Genomic DNA, 18,116 nt, shown 5'->3' with positions numbered 1-18,116 from the left:
AATGCCGGCGATGTGCTGCTCAATGGCCGCTCGCTGGTCGGGGTGGCCCCAATCATCGCGATATCGGCATGGTGTTTCAGCGCTATACGCTGTTCCCGCATCTCAGTGTCGCGGAAAACATCGCCTTCCCGCTGCGTGTGCGCCGCCGGCCAAAGGCCGAGATCGAGGCGAAGGTGGCGCAGATGCTGGAGCTCGTGCATCTCACCCCGATGCGCGCGCGCAAGCCCGCCCAGCTCTCCGGCGGCCAGCAACAACGCGTCGCCCTGGCCCGCGCGCTGGCCTATGATCCGCAGATCTTGCTGATGGACGAGCCGCTCTCCGCCCTCGACAAGAAACTCCGCGAGGATATTCAAGGCGAGATCAAACGCATCCATGCCGAAACCGGGGTGACCATCATTTACGTCACCCACGATCAGGAGGAAGCGCTGCGTCTGTCGGACCGGATCGTGCTGTTCAACCATGGCGGCATCGAGCAGGTCGGCACCGGCGAGGATCTCTATGACCGCCCGCGCAGCAGCTTCGCCGCCGGGTTCATCGGCAATTCGAACCTGATCGAGATCCGCCTGGATGCCGGCGCCGCCCATCTGCCCGATGGCACCAGCCTGCGGCATTTCAATCACCCGGATCAGGGCGCCAAACGCCTGATGGTGCGGCCGGAGGATATGCATCTCGCCGCGGAGGGGATTGCCGGGCAGGTGACGGAGCGGATTTATCTCGGCGATGTCATCGCCTACACGGTGCGGACAGGCTGGGGGCAGGATCTATCCATCCGCGCCCAGCGCCGGGCGGCGCAGCACCAGGCCTATATTGGCGAGACGGTGAAAATCGACTTCAACCGTGAACAGGCCTACATCATTCCCGAGTAGGCCACGGACCCTGTGCACCTATGGCTTGATATAGCTGCCGAACAGCACCTCGTAACCTACATCGAACCCGTTCGCCGTGCGCGCCAATGCCCGCCGCATCACCGAGGCTGGCACCGGGCGATGCCCGGCACGCGGCGTCTGCGCACCGATCGCTTTCAAAGCCCGCAGAAAATCCCTGCCACTTGCATGATGCTCGACAAACATCTCCGCCTCGATTTGCGCCCGCCACGGAAACGCACGCGCCTCGGATAATCATGCAAGCCACCCGCCTCGCCCAGCACCGCCCGCCATTCCGCGAACGTCCCTGCCCCCAGCGTGGCAAAGCGCATTTCGCCACCTCGGGCCAGCATCGCCGCCAGCCGCTCCAAAGATGCCGGCAAATCCTCAAACCATTGCATCGCCAGGCTGGAGACGATCAGCTCGAAGCACCCCAACCCCGCATCCGGCGCCTGCCCATCCATCCGCAGAAACCGCCCGCGCCCTCCCAGGCGCGCTTCGCAAACCGCCAGCATTTCAGCGGAAATATCCGTCAGCACCAACTCCGCCTGCGGAAACAGCCGCGCCAGATGCGCGCTCAACCCGCCCGTCCCGCAGCCGATTTCCAGAATCCGCCGTGGCGCCCCGCCCAGCCTTGCCGCCAGTGCCGCCGCCACACGCGGCTGCACCTGCGCGATCTCGTCATAACGCGTCGCCGCCTTGGCGAAATGCCGCGCGATCAGGCTCACAGCAACCGCCCGATCGCATCCGCCAGCGCATCGATCTCGCTTTGCGTATGCAGCGCGCACAAGGCCAGCCGCAAGCGCGACGTGCCGGCCGGCACCGTCGGCGGGCGGATCGCCACCGTCGCAAACCCATCCCGTTCCAAAGCTGCCGCCAGCGCCAGGGCTTTCGCCTCCTCGCCCAGAATCAACGGCACGATCTGGGTGAAACTCTCGCCCGTATCCAGCCCCATCGCCCGCAGCCGCGCGCGCAGATGCGCTGCCAGCCCGTGCAAATGTGCCCGCTCAGCCGCCATTTGCGGGATCAAATCCAGCGCCGCGTTCATCGCCCCCAGCACCGCCGGCGGCAGGGCGGTGGCATAAATCACCCCCCCGCAGCGATTGACCAGATACTCCCGCAGCATCGCCGAGCCCGCCACATAGGCGCCGAACCCGCCCAGCCCCTTGCTGAACGTGCCCATCGCCAGACCGTTTTTCAGACCATGCGCCAGCCCGAAGCCGGTCTCGCCCAGCACGCCGGTCGCATGCGCCTCGTCGATATAAAGAAACGCCCCGAATTTTTCCGCCAGCGCCTGCAGGGCGGCCATATCCGGCCCATCCCCATCCATGGAAAACACCGACTCGGTGATGATGAAGCGCGGCCGGTCCAATTCCGCATCCCGCGCCAACAGCTCTTCCAGATGCGCCAGATCGTTATGCCGGAACCTGATCTGCTTTACCCCGGCCGCGATGCAACCTTGGATCAGGCTGGCATGGTTCAGCCGGTCCGCATAAACCAGCGGTGCCGCGCCCAGTGTTTTCGCATCCAGCAACGCCGGCAACAAGGTCAGGTTCGCCTGCGCGCCGGAGACGAACACCAAGGCCGCCTGCGCCCCCTTCCCCGCCGCCAGCTTGGCCTCGATCTCTTCCAGCGGCGCCAGATTCCCCGCCACCAGCCGCGAGGCCCCGGCCCCGGCGCCGAAACGCTGGGCATAATCCCGCGCCGTCTCGATCAGCGCCGGATGATGCGCCAGGCCGAGATAGTCATTCGAGGAAAAATCGATCAGCGCCGGCCCGTCGCCATAGCGCAGCCGCGCGTTGGGCAGTTTCACCACCGGGCGCAAGCGGCGCCTGCGTCCCGCCACGGCCGCCTCGTCCAGCGCCCGGCCCCATAGCTCGTCGAACTCAAACATCGGGCCGGGTCTAGCCCAAAAGGCCTGGGGAGCGAAATCTAGCCTCAGGACGATGGTCCTGGGCATCCGCCCCTTTTTTGTAAAAAAGGGGCGGCCCCAAAAAACTTTTGCAAGTTTAAGGCTTTGAATTAGACGGCGAAATCCAGCCCGATATCCAGCACCCTGGCGCTATGCGTCAGCCAGCCAGCGGAGATCAGATCCACCCCGGCCTCGGCAATCGCCGGGGCGGTCTGGGCATTGATCCGCCCGGACGCCTCCGCCACCGCCCGCCCGGCGATCATCGCCACCGCCTCGCGCAACACATCCGGCCCCATATTATCCAGCAAAATCGCATCCGGCCCGAACCGCAGCGCCTCTTCCAGCTGTACCAGATTATCCACCTCGATCTCGATCTTCACCAGATGCCCGGCATAGGCCTTGGCCGCCTGCATCGCTGGCTCCACCCCGCCGGCAATGGCGATATGGTTGTCCTTGATCAAAATCGCATCATCCAGCCCGAAGCGATGATTCGCCCCGCCCCGGCCCGCACCGCATATTTCTCGGCAAAGCGCAGCCCCGGCGTGGTCTTGCGGGTGCAGGAAATCCTGGCCTTGGTATGGGCGATGGCCCGCGCTATGCCGTTGGTCGCACTGGCAATGCCCGAGAGATGCCCGAGGAAATTCAGCGCCACCCGCTCCCCGCTCAGCAGCGCCCGGGCATTGCCGGAAATCCGCGCAATCTCCACCCCCGGCGCCAGCGCCGCGCCATCCTGCAGCACGGGCTGAAAGCTGATCTCGGGATCGATCAGATGAAAGGCAATGCGGGCGAAATCCAGCCCGCCAGCACCCCCTCCTCGCGCGCATTCAACACCAGAGCGGCTTGCGCATCCGGCGGGATCACGCCCTCCGAGGTCACATCCCCGGCCCGGCCCAGATCCTCCAGCAGCGCCGCCCGCACAGCGGGTTCGATCATGATATCGGGAAGTTTCGTCACACTCATCATCAAGCCGCCTGAGACAAAGGTTGGTCGATGCGCGCATGCGCCCCGACGGAATGTTTACGCGCCCGCGCCGCCTGCACGATGGCCAGCGACAGCTCGGCGGCGGGATTACCGGCCATTGCCGCCAGCGCCGCCTCGGCCCGCGCCAGCCCGGCTTCCGAGCGCATTACCCCGCAATCGGCGGACATGATTTCGCGCACAGCTTCAGCGTCAGGTGCCGGCGGGGCCGCCATGTCCGGCAGCGACCGCAATGGGCGCGCTGTCATCCCGGCCATCACCCGGCCCGCCTGCGCCCCGCAGATCGCCGCCTCCAGCAGCGAGTTACTGGCCAGCCGGTTGGCGCCATGCAATCCGGTGCAGGCCACCTCACCGGCGGCGAACAGCCCATCCACATCGCTGCGGCCATCCGCATCCACCGCGACACCGCCCATATGATAATGCGCCGCCGGGCGCACCGGGATAGGGTCACGCGCCGGATCAATCCCCGCCGCCAAGCAGGCTGCCTGGATGGTCGGGAAATGGTTCGCGAAATCCGCCAAGGGCCGCGCATCCAGAAACACTTTATGCCCTGCCGCCAGATGCCCGAACACGCCCCGCGCCACCACGTCACGCGGTGCCAGATCCCGCCCATTCATGAAATAGGCCCCGGTTTCGTCGATAAACCGCGCCCCTTCGCCGCGCACGGCTTCCGAGACCAGCGGGCAGGGAAAGCTCTCGCTCGCCAACGCCGTCGGGTGGAACTGCACGAATTCCAGATGTTTCAGCCCCGCCCCGGCCGCCTTCGCCAGCATCAACCCCTGGCCGATGGCGCCCACCGGGTTGGTGGAATAGCGAAACAGCCCGCCAATCCCCCCGTCGCCAACAACACCCGGTCCGTCGCCAGATTGAACAGGCGCGTACCCTGGCGCAGCTGCACACCCTCGACCCCGGCCTCGCCGACGAAAATCCGCGTCGCCACCGCCTGGAGCAGCGTGATCGAGGGCGTCTGCGCCATTTTTTCGATCAGCGCGCGCATGATCGTCGCCCCGGTCTGGTCGCCGCCGCCATGCAGGATGCGATGGCGGGAATGCGCCGCCTCCAGCCCCAGCGAGAGTGCTCCATCCGGCCTGCGGTCAAACGCCACGCCATAGCCCAGCAGCGTTTCCACCAGAGCCGGCCCGGCGCCGACAATCCTCTCCACCGCCGCGCGGTCGCACAAGCCCGCCCCGGCAGCCAGCGTATCCTGGATATGGAGCGCGACATCGTCATCCGCCCCCACCGCAGCCGCCATGCCGCCCTGGGAGAGCCAGCTCGCCGCCCCCTCACCCAGGGGGCGCGGATTGATCAGCGTCACCGGCGCCGGGGCGGCTGCCAGCGCCGCCATCAGCCCCGCCACGCCGCCGCCGATGATGGTGATCATTTGACCGCCAGCATCCGCTCGACCGAACGCCGCGCCGCCTCGAAATGCTCGGCCGGGATGGTCACTTCGGTCCGCATCTCCTCCAGCGCCGTGCGGATATTGCGCAACGTGATCTTCTTCATATGCGGGCAGAGATTGCAGGGGCGGACAAACTCCGTCTCCGGCGCACCCTGGGCGATATTATCGCTCATCGAGCATTCGGTGATCAGCGCCACCCGGGCGGGTTTCTTCTCGCGAACGAAATCCGCCATCACCGCGGTCGAGCCGGAGAAATCCGCCACATCCACCACTTCAGGCGGGCATTCCGGATGCGCCAGCACCACCACGCCGGGATGCTGGGCCCGCAGCGCATGGATATCCTCCGGGGTGAAGCGCTCATGCACCTCGCAATGGCCCTTCCAGGCGATGATCTTCACCCCGGTTTCCTTGGCGACGTTCTGCGCCAGAAACTCATCCGGGAGCATGATCACTTCCGGCACGCCCAGCGATTCCACCACCTTCTTGGCATTACCCGAGGTGCAGCAGATATCGGAGGCGGCCTTCACCTCGGCGGTGGAGTTCACATAGGTCACCACCGGGCGGCCAGGATAGCGGGCGCGCATCAGCGCCACATCGGCAGCGGTAATGCTGTCGGCCAGCGAACAGCCGGCCTCGCTGTCGGGGATCAGCACGATCTTGTTCGGGTTCATCAGCTTGGCGGTCTCGGCCATGAAATGCACGCCGGCCAGCACAATCACATCCGCATCCACAGTCTGCGCCTCGCGCGCCAGCGCCAGGCTGTCGCCGACAATATCCGCCACGCCGTGGAAAATCTCCGGCGTCTGGTAGTTATGCGCCAGGATGACGGCGTTGCGGGCTTTTTTCAGCTCCAGAATGGCCTTTGCATCCTCCTCCATCGCGGCCCATTCGAAGGGCGGGATCACGCGGGAGACACGGTTATAAAGCTGGTCCAGCGGCATGGCGGCTCTCCATTTATACTCAATATGAGTATAATCATTGAGCCGCTTATACTCAGAGTGAGAATAAGCTTCAAGTCAATTTTCTTACAGGCCCGGCGGCAGATCCCGCAGGGCAGCCATGTGTGGTGGGATTAATATTCGCAAAAGTTTTTGGTGCAGCTTTTTTTCAAAAAGCTGCGAAAAACGCCTGGGGCGGTGACGACGGCGTTGCCCAAACCAAGCCTCTTCGCCGCTTTTTTGAAAAAAAGCGGCACCAAAAAACTTTTGCACATTTTCAGGCTTTTAACGCACCAGCGGCAGCTTCGTCCCGACAACCCCCGCTCCGCCAGCACCTCCGCCCGGAAGCGGAACAGCTTCGCCGGCCGCCCCGCCAGTCCCGAGGCCAGCTCACCAGTTTCCTCCACCAGATTCTGCGTCTCGATCAGCCGGCGGAAATTCGGCTTATGCAGGCTCTGCCCGGCCAGCGCCTCCATGCTCTGCTGCAAATCCAGCAGCGTGAACTCCTTCGGCAACAGCTCGAACACCACCGGCCGGTATTTGATCTTGGCGCGCAGCCTGGCAATCGCCGTGGCCAGAATCCGGCGATGGTCATGCGTCATCTCCAGCCCGGTGCCGGGGAGAACATGCGCCTGGGTCTTGCGCATCGCCTCGGGCAGCAGCCCGGCCTCCCACAGCAATTCGTAGCGCTGCAAAACCAGCTCCTCGTTCCAGCCCTCGCCTGCGGGAAACAGCCAGGCCAGCCTGGCCCGGCGCGTCGGCTCTTCCCCCGCCCAGCCCTCCAGCGCCGCTCGCAAAGGCGCCAAAGCCGGCGGCCCCTTGCGGGCATCCTCCCAGGGGAAATACTCATACCATCCCCGCCATTGCGCGCCGGGATAAGACGCCCCCACTTCGCGGGTCAGCCCCAGATACGAAATCGAAACGCTACGATCATCACCCCGCGCTGGTCCGCGAAGGTATAAAGCTGCTCCACATAGCCGAGCGGATGATGGGTCTGCGCCTCGACCCAGGCGCGCAAGCCGGCCTGCAGGCTGCGATGGCCGGTCTGCAGCGGGCCGGAGGGCAGCGCGAACCCATCCTCGATGGTCAGCACACGCGGCTCCCCGCCGGTCACGGCGACCAGCACCGCGATCAGATCCGCCTGAACCGCGCTACCTGGCATGGTCAGAACAGAAAATAGCGTTGCGCCATCGGCAGCACTTCGGCGGGCTCGCAGACCAGCAGCTCGCCATCCGCCCGCACCTCATAGGTCTCGGGATCGACCTCCAGATGCGGGGTGGCATCGTTATGGATCATCGACGCCTTGCCGATGCCGCCACGCACATTCTCAACCGGCGCCAGCGGGCGGGAAAGCTTCAGCCGCCCGCCAATGTCATCGGCCAGAGCCGCCTGCGAGACGAAGAGCAGCGAGGATTCAATCCCCGCCCGGCCATAGGCGCCGAACATCGGCCGGTAATGCACCGGCTGCGGGGTGGGGATGGAGGCGTTCGGGTCGCCCATCTGCGCCATCGCAATCGAGCCGCCCTTCAGCACCATATCCGGCTTGATGCCGAAAAAGGCCGGGCTCCACAGCACCAGATCCGCCAGCTTGCCGGTCTCGATAGAGCCGACATGCCGGGAGAGCCCCTGCGCGATGGCCGGGTTGATCGTATATTTGGCGATATAGCGCTTGATCCGGGCATTATCGGCCGCCCCGTCCCCGGCCAGAGACCCGCGCTGGATTTTCATTTTATGCGCGGTCTGCCAGGTGCGGATGATCACCTCGCCGACACGGCCCATCGCCTGGCTGTCGGAGGAGAACATCGAGAGCACGCCGAGATCATGCAGAATATCTTCCGCCGCGATGGTCTCCTTGCGGATGCGGCTTTCAGCGAAGGCGATATCCTCGGGGATCGAGCCATCCAGATGATGGCAGACCATCAGCATGTCCAGATGCTCATCCAGCGTGTTCACCGTGTAGGGCCGGGTCGGGTTGGTGGAGCTGGGCAGCACGTTGGGCAGGGCCGCCACGCGGATGATATCCGGCGCATGGCCACCGCCGGCCCCCTCGGTATGGAAAGCATGGATGGTGCGGCCCTTGAAGGCGGCGATGGTGTCCTCGACAAAGCCGCTTTCATTCAGCGTGTCCGAATGCAGCATCACCTGCACGTCGAACCGGTCGGCCACACTGAGGCAGTTATCGATGGCGGCCGGGGTGGTGCCCCAATCCTCATGCAGTTTCAGCGATGACGCCCCGGCGCGGATCATCTCCTCCAGCGCCTCCGGCCGGCTGGCATTGCCCTTGCCGGTGAAGGCGATGTTCATCGGAAACGCCTCCGCCGCCTGCAGCATGCGGGCCAGATGAAACGGCCCCGGCGTGCAGGTGGTGGCGGCGGTGCCAGTGGCGGGGCCTGTGCCGCCGCCGACCATGGTCGTCACCCCGCTGCTCAGCGCTTCCTCGATCTGCTGCGGGCAGATGAAATGAATATGCGCATCGATGCCGCCGGCAGTGAGGATCTTGCCCTCCCCGCGATCACCTCAGTCCCCGGCCCGATAATGATATCCACCCCGGCTGCACATCCGGATTGCCGGCCTTGCCGATCTTGCCGATGCGCCCGCCGACGATGGCGACATCCGCCTTCACGATGCCCCAATGGTCGATGATCAGCGCATTGGTGATGACGGTATCCACCGCCCCTTGCGCGTTGGTGATCTGGGACTGGCCCATGCCATCGCGGATCACCTTGCCGCCGCCGAATTTCACCTCCTCGCCATAGAGGGTGAAATCCTTCTCCACCTCGGCGAACAGCTCCGTATCGGCCAGCCGCACCCGGTCGCCCACGGTGGGGCCGAACATATCCGCATAAGCGGCGCGCGTGATTTTCGCCATTACTCAGCGCTCCCCATGGTCAGGCCACGAAAGCCGTAGATTTTGCGCGCGCCACGGAAGGGCACCAAAGTCACTTCCCGGCTCTGGCCGGGCTCGAAACGGATGGCCGTGCCAGCCGCGATATCAAGCCGCTTGCCCTGTGCCGCCGCGCGCTCAAACACCAGCCCGGCATTGGTCTCGGCGAAATGATAATGCGATCCCACCTGGATCGGCCGGTCGCCCTTATTGGCCACGAGAATGACGGTCTTTTCCAGCCCCTCATTCAGCTCGATCTCGCCTTCGGGCGTAAAAATCTCGCCCGGGATCATCGGATCGGCTCGTGCACGGTGACGAGCTTGGTGCCGTCCGGGAAGGTGGCCTCCACCTGCACGTCATGGATCATCTCCGCCACCCCTTCCATCACCTGGTCGCGGGAGACCACATGCGCCCCCGCCTCCATCAGATCCGCCACCCGCCGGCCATCGCGCGCGCCCTCGACCACGAAATCCGTGATCAGCGCCACCGCCTCGGGATAATTCAGCTTCACCCCGCGCTCGAGGCGCTTGCGCGCGACGATGGCGGCCATCGCCACCAGCAATTTGTCTTTTTCTCGCGGTGTCAGAATCACAATCTTGCCCCTCAGCTTTGCCAGACGCGCGGCAGCCCAAATTCGCTTAATATCGCCAGCGCCGCAACCACGCGGCGACGCAGCGTGATCGCATCCGGCGCCAGGATGCGGGCCAGCAGCAGATCATCATGCAGGCTCACCCCCGCGCCGGGCAGTGCCGCGCGCAAGCCGGGCAGTTTCGCCGCAAGGTCCGGCCCGATGGCGAACAGGCTGGCCATCGCCCGCGCCCCGCCGGCCAGCCCCGGCTGGTCGAGCTGGGCGAACAAATCCCCCTCCAGCCGCGCCACATCGCGCCAGAGAGTCTTGCCGGCGCGGGTGATGGCGATGCGATCTTTCAGGCAGCCGGAACGCAACGCCTCGCCCATCGCCAGCCGCCCGAAGAGCAGGCTCTCCACCCCGACCAGCGTGGCGCCGGGGGCGATGTCGATGTCCAGATGTCTGTCCAGGGAAAACCCGTCGAACAGGATGGTTTCCTGCGGCAGGTAGAACAGCCGGGCGTCAGGGGCGAGGGTCAGTCGGGTGCTGATACGCGCCGGGGCCTCGCCCAGCGCCCGATATATGCGCTCCGCCGCCTGCGAGGCGAAGATGCAGCACGCACCCGCACCGAGATCCAGATGCGTTTCCACCGCGTCGCCGCTGGCGATGCCCCCGGAAATATTGATCGCCACCAGCTCGGGGATCGGCCCGCTCTGCAGCAGCCGGGCTTTCAGGCAGCCTTGCTGGTAGAAGCTGCGCAGCCGGGTGCGCCCGTTCTGCGCCGTCAGCGCCAGATCGAGCCGGCCCGACGCGCGTTGGTGCGGGGCGGCGCGCAGCGCGTCGCGGGCGGAGATGTGGGTCATTGGCCCAGCATGACCAAGGCCTTAGCCCGGGACAAGGGGCAAATGACTTAGCGGCGGTGGGAGAAATTATAAACGTTTTTTGGTGCCGCTTTTTTTCAAAAAAGCGGCGAAAAATTTTGGGGTGTTGGCAACGCCGTTGCCAACACCCAAACGTTTGTGGGAGGCTTTTTGTAAAAAGCCCCCCCAAAAAAACTTTTGCAAACTTCAGGCTAAGTCCTGCCCATAAATACAAAGGGAGGCTAAAAGCCTCCCCTTTGCGGCGCCGCGCCAACACCCCCAGGCGATGTTGCGAGCTCGGGCGCCACCGCCCCAACAGCTTTTATCCGTATCGGCTGTGGGAGCGGGTCTCAGAAGCGCAAGGCGAGCTCCGCCTGCACGGATTGGGTGTGATCACTGGCGGCCAGCGCGGCCTCGTAGCGTAGGCTGAGCTGCCAGGCCCGCGCCCGATGGTGAGCCCGGCGCCAAGCTGGGCACTGACCGGGGAGAGATGCGTGGCGCTGGTGGAGGTCAGGCTGCCATCAGCGGCGACAAGGCTGGTCGAGGCGCCAGGATTGGTGGCATTCACCGTCACCCCCAGCAGTGCCCGCGGCACAATCTCCACCCCGCTGGCGGTCAGGAAGCGTTTCGCCACGCTCATCCGCAGATAGGGCGCGACATAAGTGCCGGAGGCGCTCTTGGTCTGCACCGCGAATCCCTGGGTGGCGGCCGTTTCAGAGAGGGCGCCGAGGCTGATATGGGTGATGCGCAGCCCGATGGCGGGTCGCAGGACCAGCCCATTCAGTTCGATGGGCAGCGCCGCCTGCAAGCCGCCCGAGATCAGCCCGCCGGTGCCTTTGCCGATGGCATAGCCCGCGCCGGTCGGCCGGGTGGAGCGATCCGTCAGCAGCCCGCCGGAGAGCGCGCCGTTGATCTCGACCCGGCCGAAGCTGAAGCCGCCATAAAGCCCCAGCCGCACGGCCTGCATCGAGGCCTTGCCGGATTGCTTGTCCAGCAGATCCTGCTGGTCATAGCCCATCGCGAAACCGATCCTGCCATTGGCCAGTTTCCGGTCCAGCCCAGCCAGAACCCCGCCACCCTGGGCGGAATAGGCGCTGGTGGAAAGATCCGTGGCGCTGGCCTGCACCCAACCACCCAGCCGGCACATCCCGGCTGCCAACGCGGTGGCGAGATTGCCCGCCTCACCGGAGGCTTGCGGCACCTGGATGGAGCAGGACTGGCCGGTGCCGGACGCGGGCGGGGCCAGCAGGGTCTGGGTCAGCGCGTCGCCGGATAGCGCCTCATCCTGCGCCGCATTGGCGAAGAGGCTGGCATCCTGGGGGGCGACCACAACGCTCTGCGCCAGGCTGAGCAGCGGCACGGTCTGGGTGGTGGTGGAGGTAGTCGTCACCGTGGCGGCGCTGGCGAGCGCACTGGGGGCCAGGCTCTGCGCCGTGCTGACCAGGAGCGGGCTGGCCGCCGGGCTGCTCGTCAGGGTGCGGGCATGCTGGGCCGAATCGGTGCTGACGATGCTGGTGAAATCCCCGCTCACCCCACCGGCGGCGTTCAGGAAGGCGTAGGTCCCCGGCGCGTAGGTGCCGGGCGAGAGCACATAGGCCAGCGTGCCGCCAAGCTGGGCATGGCCGGTGACGATGAGCTGATTCATCCCGGTTGGGGTGACGACAACCCGCAGCGTGCCGGTCGCCCCTTGGGTAAAATTGCCCTGGATGGTCAGAGGCGTGCCGACCAGCCCGGCGGTCAGCGTGCCGTTATTCGTCACCTGCCCCACCGCCCAGTTGCCGGTGACGGTCCAGGCCGCGTTCGGGCCACCGTCAGGCTGCCGGCCCCGAAATTCACGATCGGGCTGGAAAGATCGCCATGCCCGGCGAGGGTGATGGCACTGGCGGTGCCGGTGCCATCAATGGCGCCGTTGATCTGGGCCCCGGTGCCGAGCGTCAGGCTGGAGGCGCCGTTATGCAAGGCGATGGCGCTGCCCCCGGTGCCGGTGACCATACCCGTCTCGTCGATGGTGACCGCGCCGCCGACCAGAATGCCGATGCCGCCGGTGATGCTGCCCTGATTATTGATGACACTGCCCGCCGTCGCCGAAACCCCGACAACGCCCCCGGTGATCTGTCCGGCCGCCGCATTGGTCAGGCCGCCCGCCGCGCCGAGCTTCACCCCGACGACGCCGCCATTGATGTTGCCCGCATTGTCGAGGCTGGCGCCGTTGGTGAGCTGCACGCCGGTCTGGCCGCCATGGATCAGCCCGGTATTGGTGATCTCGCCGCCATGGCCGATATCGATCAACCCGACCGTGCCGCCGGCAAGGCTGCCGCTATTGGTCACAGCGCTGTCGCCCATCAGATAGACCCCGAAGGCGGGCCCGGTGATCAGCCCGGCATTATTGATGCTGGAGCCGCTGCCATTGGCATAAACCCCGGCGCTGGCGCCCAGAATGCGGCCGCTGGCCTGGTTGGTGAGGGTGCCTCCGGCAAAGAGCGAGACCGCATCGCCAGTGCCGGCGGAAATCCGCCCGCTATTGGAGACACTGCCCGCCGCGCCACCGGTATAGACGCCGATATGGCCGCCGAAGATGGAACCGCTATTGGCCACGCTGCCCCCCTGGTTGAGGCTGACACCGTCAATGCCGCCGCCAATGGCGCCGCTGTTGATCACACTCACCCCGGCGCCGTTGCCCTGTACCGCATAGCCCGGCGCATCGATGATGGCGCTGTTGATCAGGGCGCCATTGCCGGGCAGCGCAATGCCGATGGCGGTGCTGGAAAGCAGATTGGTGGTGTTGTCGATGGCGCTTGGTTGCTGGGTCTGCGCCATCGTCGGCTGGGCGAGCGAAATGGCGGCAGGCAGAGCCAAAACCGGGGCGCAAACGGTCAGCGGCGCCTTGCGCGCGAGCCTCCTCAGGGTGGTCATGGGATAGGGGTCTTTCAACAAGCCCCCATTTTGCGGGCATGGCTGTTTAATTACGGATAAGTCATTTTTAGAGAGAAAACGTGAAAGAAAAGTTAATCGCCCGCAATGTTGATTTGCTTTTCTTTAATCAGCCCCGCAGGCCGAAATGCCCACAAACCCTTGCCTCCCGCGCCGGGGCGGCGTAAGCCCCGGCCTCACGATCATTCAAAGTTCAATCCGCAGGGCAGTATTATGAAGCAGCAGGCTAACCTCATCCGCGCCGGCCAGGTCATCGAGCACGATGGCGCGCGCTGGACCGTGCTGAAGCAGCAAATCATCACCCCCGGCAAAGGCGGCGCCTTCATCCAGGTGGAAATGCGCAATCTCAAGACCGGCAATAAAACCAACGAACGCTGGCGCACCGCCGATACCGTCGAACGGCTGACCACCGAAGACCGGGACTATACCTACTCCTACACCGACGGTGACAACCTCGTGCTGATGGACCCCGAAACCTTCGAACAATTCATGGTCCCCACCGCCATCCTCGGCGATAGCGCCCCTTCCTGCAGGATAACATGGCCGTCTCCGTCGCCCTCGTCGAAGGCGACCCGGTCGGCATCACCCTGCCGCCCCACGTCACCCTCGAAATCGTCGAGGCCGACCCGGTCGTCAAAGGCCAAACCGCCTCCTCCTCCTACAAGCCCGCGAAACTCTCCAACGGCGTCAAAACCCTCGTCCCACCCTTCATCGAAGCCGGCGAACGCGTCGTCGTGCGCACCGAAGACGGTAGCTACGTGGAACGCGCCAAGGGGTAAGCAAGGCCAGGGGCTCCGCCCCTGGACCCGCTGGGGCCGTCGCACCGGAGGTGCGCCGGATCTGAAACCGGCGGCCCTTTGGGCCGCCGGCCCCAGCCCCCCATTAGTTTAGGTTCCGGGTGGGAGGGGTAACTCGCCGCCCGGTTTTTCTGTTTTATGGCCCTTGTCCGGGGCGGCGAGTTACCCTCCCACCCGGAACCCAAGTAGCGGGGTCTGGGCCTCAGGCCCAGCGGGGGTCCAGGGGCGGCGCCCCCTGGGTTGCCCATCTCTAGGAGCGTATTTCCATGATGCCACGTCTTTCGGCGCATATGACGGTGATGCACAACGCTGCGAACAAGGCGGCGAAGCGTTTGTTGCGTGATTTCATGGAGGTTGAGAATCTCCAGGTTTCGGTGAAGGGGCCGGGGGATTTTGTCAGCCAGGCGGACATGCGGGCGGAGCAGACGCTGCGTGAGGAGCTGGAGAAGGCGCGCCCTGGCTATGCGTTTCTGATGGAAGAGAGCGGGGCCTCGGGGTCGGAGAAATGGTCCTGGCGCTGGGTGGTTGATCCGCTGGATGGAACCACGAACTTTCTGCATGGCATTCCGCATTGGGCGATTTCGATCGCGCTGGAAAAGCGGCTGCCGGATGGCGGCAGCGAGATCGCCGCGGCGGTGGTGTATTGCCCGGTGAATGGCGAGATGTTCTGGGCCGAGAAGGGGGTGGGCGCGTATCTCAATGATAAGCGTCTGCGGGTTTCGGCGCGCCGGGAGTTGCATACGGCGTTGTTCGCGACGGGGATTCCGTTTGCCGCCACGTCGGCGAAGAACCGCCTGGCCTTTGCGCGCACGCTGGGGGCGTTGATGCCGGCGACGGCGGGTGTGCGCCGGTTTGGTTCGGCGGCTTTGGATCTCGCCTGGGTCGCGGCCGGGCGGTATGATGGCTATTGGGAAATGGGCATCAAGCCGTGGGATATTGCGGCGGGCATGCTGATTGTGCGTGAGGCCGGCGGTTATGCGACCGATGGCGAGGGCAAGGATCTGGTGGATGACGTGGTGGTGGCGGCGAACCCGCATCTGCACGGCAAGCTGCTGGAGCTGGTGCAGGACGGGCTTTCCGCCAGGAAGGGTTAAGGCTAGTTTGCCAGATGTGAAGATTTCAGTCTGGCTGTGCGGCCTCCTCCTCGTTGCTCCGGCCTACGCGCACGCGCAGGTTACGGTGAATCCAGCGGCCCTGCGGCAATTGCAGGGGCTGCCCGAACCCGCGCCAGTGGCGGTGCCGGCGGCCAAGCCGGCAATGGAGCGGCCGCATAAGAACTATAAGCGGCATACCGAAAACCGTGCGGCGGTGAAGCCGGTGCCGGCGGTGGCCAAGCCGGCCCCGGCGCCCAAACCGGCCCCGCCGGCGCCGCAGCCGGTGGTGGCGAAGCCTGTAGCGCCCCCTGCCCCGCCGAAGCCGTCGATTCCCAGTTTGGCGACCCTTGATTTCGCGCCCGGCAGCGCCGCCTTGCCGGCGAATGCGCAGGCAGTGCTCAAGCCCTTCTGTGCGGCCAGCACGCCGGTGCCGGTGATCGCGCATGCGCCGCGTGACCCGAACGATGCCTCCGGCGCGATGCGGCTTTCTCTGGCGCGGGCCTTTGCGATTCGTGATGCGCTGACCGCTTGCGGGGTGAATGCGGCGAATGTGATCCCGCGCGCGGCGGGTCCGGCGAAGAGCGGGGACAGCAATCAGGCCGAGATCGGCGCGGGGGCGAAGCCATGACCAGACCGACCAATTATCTGATCCGGATGATTTTGTTCTGCATCATCGTCTATGGCGGGGCGGCAGCGCTCTCGCCGGTGCTGGCGCGGTTTTTCATGGCCAATCCGGTGATCAATTCGGTGATCCTGCTGGTCGAGATCTTCGGTGTGTTCTGGAATATCCGGCAGGTGCAACGGCTCTATCCGGAGGCGGCCTGGGTGGAGGAGTTCCGGCGCAACCGGCAGAAGCTGGTGGAGGCGCCGGCGCCGACGCTGCTGGCGCCGATGGCGCGGATGCTGCAAGGGCGCGCGGATGGCGAGCGGCGGCTGACCCTCTCCGGCCAGTCCATGCGCACGATTTTGGATGGGATTTCCACCCGGCTCGACGAATCCCGGGAATTGTCGCGCTACATCACCGGGGTGATGATCTTCCTGGGTCTGCTCGGCACCTTCTGGGGCTGCTGCATACGGTGTCCTCCGTGGCCGAGGTGATCAATGGCATGAACCTGACCACCGGCGGCGATGTGAACGCGATGTTCGCGCAGCTGAAAACCGGGCTGGCGAAGCCGCTGGCGGGATGGGCACCGCCTTCTCGGCCTCGATGTTCGGCCTTTCGGGCGCGCTGATCCTGGGGTTTCTGGACCTCACCGCCGGCCAGGCGCAGAACCGGTTTTTCAATGAGCTGGAGGAATGGCTGGCCTCGCTGACCAGGCTGGGCACGGGCATCCTCTCCGGCGATGGCGAGGGCAGCGTGCCGGGCTATGTGCAGGCGCTGCTGGAGCAGACGGCGGAGAATATGGACCAGCTGCAGCGTGTGCTGGCGCGTGGCGAGGAAAGCCGCGAGCAGGGCAACCAGGCGCTGCGGGCTCTGGGCGAGCGCATGGGGGATCTGGACGAGACGCTGCGGGTGCAGCAGCAGCTGATGGAGAAGCTGGCGCGCAACCAACTCAGCCTCACCCCGATCCTGACCAAGATGGCGGAGGAGCGCGAAAACGCCACCGACCCGCTGCGCGCGCATCTGCGCAATATCGAGCTGCTGCTCAACCGCTTCATCACCGAGACCGACCAGGGCCGGGCGCAGAGCCTGGGTGAGTTGCGCGCCGATCTGCGGCTGCTGACACGGACGCTGGCCAACCGGCTGGATGAGCCGCGAACCAACCGGCTGGACGAGCCGCGCGGATGAGCCGGCGGCGCGGCGGCGGCAATAACGGGCTGGAGGCCTGGCCGGGCTATGTGGACGCGCTCTCCACATTGCTCATGGTCACCATCTTCGTGTTGCTGGTGTTCGTGCTGGCGGAGGCGTTTCTCTCCTCCGCACTGAACGGCTCGGACAATACGATCAGCCGGCTGAAGGAGCAGATCGCCGAGCTGACCCAGAGCCTGTCGATGGAGACGGCGAAGGACAGCACGCTCGCCCAGGAGCTGGCGGCGCTGAATGCGCAGCTGGCGGCCGCACAGAGTGCGAATGCGGCGCTGAGCCAGCAGGCGACGCAGGATAAGAGCACGATTTCCGGGCTGCAAAGCGCTGAGGGCGCGTTGCAGGCGCAGCTTTCGGACGCGCAGGCGCAGCTGGCGGCGGCGAGCGGGCGGCTGGCCAACCTGCAAGGCGGCGGCGATACCGCCTCCAAGCTCGCGGATGCGCAGAAACTGAACAAGCAGGATGCGGCGCAGATCGCGCTCCTGAACCAGCAGATGGCGGCCTTGCGGACGCAGCTGGCGGCGTTGCAGCAGGCGCTGGACGCGGCCCAGGCGGCGGATGCGAAGGATAAGGTGCAGATCACCGATCTCGGCAAGCAGCTGAATGAGGCACTGGCCCGCAAGGTGGAGGAGTTGCAGCAATATCAGAGCGTGTTCTTCAAGACGCTGAGCCAGAGTCTGCAGGGCGAGAAGAACATCAAGGTGGTCGGCGACCGCTTCGTGTTTGAGAGCGACGTGCTGTTTCCGGTGGATGAGGCGACAATCACCCCGGCCGGCAAGGCGGAGATCGCGCAGGTGGCGAATGCGGTGAAGAAGATCGCCACGAAGATCCCGGATAATGTGAACTGGGTGCTCTCGGTGGATGGCTATGCGGATGCGCAGCCGATCAAAGGCGGGCCGTATAAGTCGAATTTTGACCTCTCGGCGGCGCGCGCACTGGCGGTTCTGGATCTGCTGATTGCCGACGGGGTGCCGGCGAACCGGCTGGTGACCTCCGGCATGGGCGCCAACAACCCGATTGCCACCGGCAACACGCCGGCGGATTACGCGCAGAACCGGCGGATCGAGTTCCGGCTGACCACGCCCTGA

General features: G+C 65.4%; 15 protein-coding genes and 5 pseudogenes. 6 read left to right on the top strand and 14 right to left on the bottom strand.

What is annotated here, in order from left to right; translation table 11 throughout:
• The first annotated feature begins 68 nt into the window (after positions 1–68).
• Positions 69–866: an ABC transporter ATP-binding protein gene (locus tag GT370_RS03395; RefSeq protein ID WP_270183897.1), complete on the top strand. Its 798-nt coding sequence runs from the start codon at positions 69–71 to the stop codon at positions 864–866.
• A gap of 18 nt (positions 867–884) precedes the next feature.
• On the opposite strand, the gene GT370_RS03390 is transcribed toward GT370_RS03395, so the two are convergent.
• The 14 genes and pseudogenes from GT370_RS03390 to GT370_RS03330 form a co-directional block, all read right to left on the bottom strand.
• Complete coding sequence (locus GT370_RS03390; RefSeq protein ID WP_168118395.1) at positions 885–1,025, bottom strand: hypothetical protein; 141 nt, start codon at positions 1,023–1,025, stop codon at positions 885–887.
• Entirely contained in the window at positions 1,022–1,591 is a 570-nt protein-coding gene (locus GT370_RS03385; RefSeq protein ID WP_270183896.1) for a methyltransferase domain-containing protein, read from the bottom strand. Before GT370_RS03385 ends, GT370_RS03390 begins: the two co-directional genes overlap by 4 nt.
• Positions 1,588–2,757 (bottom strand): aminotransferase class I/II-fold pyridoxal phosphate-dependent enzyme, encoded by a 1,170-nt coding sequence (locus tag GT370_RS03380; protein ID WP_008493215.1) that lies wholly within the window; start codon positions 2,755–2,757, stop codon positions 1,588–1,590. Before GT370_RS03380 ends, GT370_RS03385 begins: the two co-directional genes overlap by 4 nt.
• A gap of 128 nt (positions 2,758–2,885) precedes the next feature.
• Positions 2,886–3,738 (bottom strand): annotated as a pseudogene (gene nadC, locus GT370_RS03375) (carboxylating nicotinate-nucleotide diphosphorylase).
• Positions 3,738–5,098: pseudogene (locus tag GT370_RS03370) on the bottom strand (L-aspartate oxidase). Before GT370_RS03370 ends, nadC begins: the two co-directional pseudogenes overlap by 1 nt.
• A gap of 32 nt (positions 5,099–5,130) precedes the next feature.
• Complete coding sequence (gene nadA, locus GT370_RS03365; RefSeq protein WP_008493219.1) at positions 5,131–6,093, bottom strand: quinolinate synthase NadA; 963 nt, start codon at positions 6,091–6,093, stop codon at positions 5,131–5,133.
• A 131-nt stretch (positions 6,094–6,224) separates the two neighbouring features.
• Positions 6,225–6,980, bottom strand: a complete 756-nt coding sequence (locus GT370_RS20705; protein ID WP_333490013.1) for an NUDIX hydrolase — start codon at positions 6,978–6,980, stop codon at positions 6,225–6,227.
• 8 nt (positions 6,981–6,988) lie between these two features.
• Positions 6,989–7,252: a hypothetical protein gene (locus GT370_RS20700; protein WP_333490012.1), complete on the bottom strand. Its 264-nt coding sequence runs from the start codon at positions 7,250–7,252 to the stop codon at positions 6,989–6,991.
• 2 nt (positions 7,253–7,254) lie between these two features.
• Positions 7,255–8,959, bottom strand: a pseudogene (gene ureC, locus GT370_RS03355) (urease subunit alpha).
• Complete coding sequence (locus GT370_RS03350; RefSeq protein WP_008493222.1) at positions 8,959–9,267, bottom strand: urease subunit beta; 309 nt, start codon at positions 9,265–9,267, stop codon at positions 8,959–8,961. Before GT370_RS03350 ends, ureC begins: the two are co-directional and overlap by 1 nt.
• Positions 9,264–9,566 carry an urease subunit gamma gene (locus tag GT370_RS03345; RefSeq protein ID WP_008493223.1) on the bottom strand — a complete coding sequence of 101 codons (303 nt, stop codon included), beginning with the start codon at positions 9,564–9,566 and terminating at the stop codon, positions 9,264–9,266. Before GT370_RS03345 ends, GT370_RS03350 begins: the two co-directional genes overlap by 4 nt.
• Before the next feature lie 11 nt (positions 9,567–9,577).
• Positions 9,578–10,405, bottom strand: coding sequence for an urease accessory protein UreD (locus tag GT370_RS03340; protein WP_008493224.1), 828 nt, complete (start codon positions 10,403–10,405; stop codon positions 9,578–9,580).
• Between the two features lie 319 nt (positions 10,406–10,724).
• Positions 10,725–12,170 (bottom strand): autotransporter outer membrane beta-barrel domain-containing protein, encoded by a 1,446-nt coding sequence (locus GT370_RS03335; protein WP_270183895.1) that lies wholly within the window; start codon positions 12,168–12,170, stop codon positions 10,725–10,727.
• Positions 12,158–13,315: a hypothetical protein gene (locus GT370_RS03330; protein ID WP_270183894.1), complete on the bottom strand. Its 1,158-nt coding sequence runs from the start codon at positions 13,313–13,315 to the stop codon at positions 12,158–12,160. Before GT370_RS03330 ends, GT370_RS03335 begins: the two co-directional genes overlap by 13 nt.
• A gap of 231 nt (positions 13,316–13,546) precedes the next feature.
• Between GT370_RS03330 and efp the strand changes: the two are divergent.
• The 5 genes and pseudogenes from efp to GT370_RS03305 all read left to right on the top strand — a co-directional run bounded on the left by efp (position 13,547) and on the right by GT370_RS03305 (position 18,116).
• Positions 13,547–14,112 (top strand): annotated as a pseudogene (efp, locus tag GT370_RS03325) (elongation factor P).
• 284 nt (positions 14,113–14,396) lie between these two features.
• The gene (locus GT370_RS03320) at positions 14,397–15,224 is read left to right on the top strand and encodes an inositol monophosphatase family protein (RefSeq protein ID WP_083878494.1); all 828 of its coding nucleotides are present in this window, start codon (positions 14,397–14,399) and stop codon (positions 15,222–15,224) included.
• Positions 15,225–15,309: 85 nt separating this feature from the next.
• Positions 15,310–15,852: an OmpA family protein gene (locus tag GT370_RS03315; RefSeq protein ID WP_270183893.1), complete on the top strand. Its 543-nt coding sequence runs from the start codon at positions 15,310–15,312 to the stop codon at positions 15,850–15,852.
• Positions 15,849–17,013 (top strand): annotated as a pseudogene (locus tag GT370_RS03310) (flagellar motor protein MotA). The gene GT370_RS03315 and the pseudogene GT370_RS03310 overlap by 4 nt, the downstream one beginning before the upstream one ends.
• A complete protein-coding gene (locus GT370_RS03305; protein ID WP_008493230.1) occupies positions 17,010–18,116 on the top strand; it encodes a peptidoglycan -binding protein in 1,107 nt (368 codons plus the stop codon). The pseudogene GT370_RS03310 and the gene GT370_RS03305 overlap by 4 nt, the downstream one beginning before the upstream one ends.

Source organism: Acidocella sp. MX-AZ03, from assembly GCF_027626035.1.
GTDB classification, from domain to species: domain Bacteria; phylum Pseudomonadota; class Alphaproteobacteria; order Acetobacterales; family Acetobacteraceae; genus Acidocella; species Acidocella facilis.
This window is presented reverse-complemented; position numbering and strand designations above follow the sequence as displayed.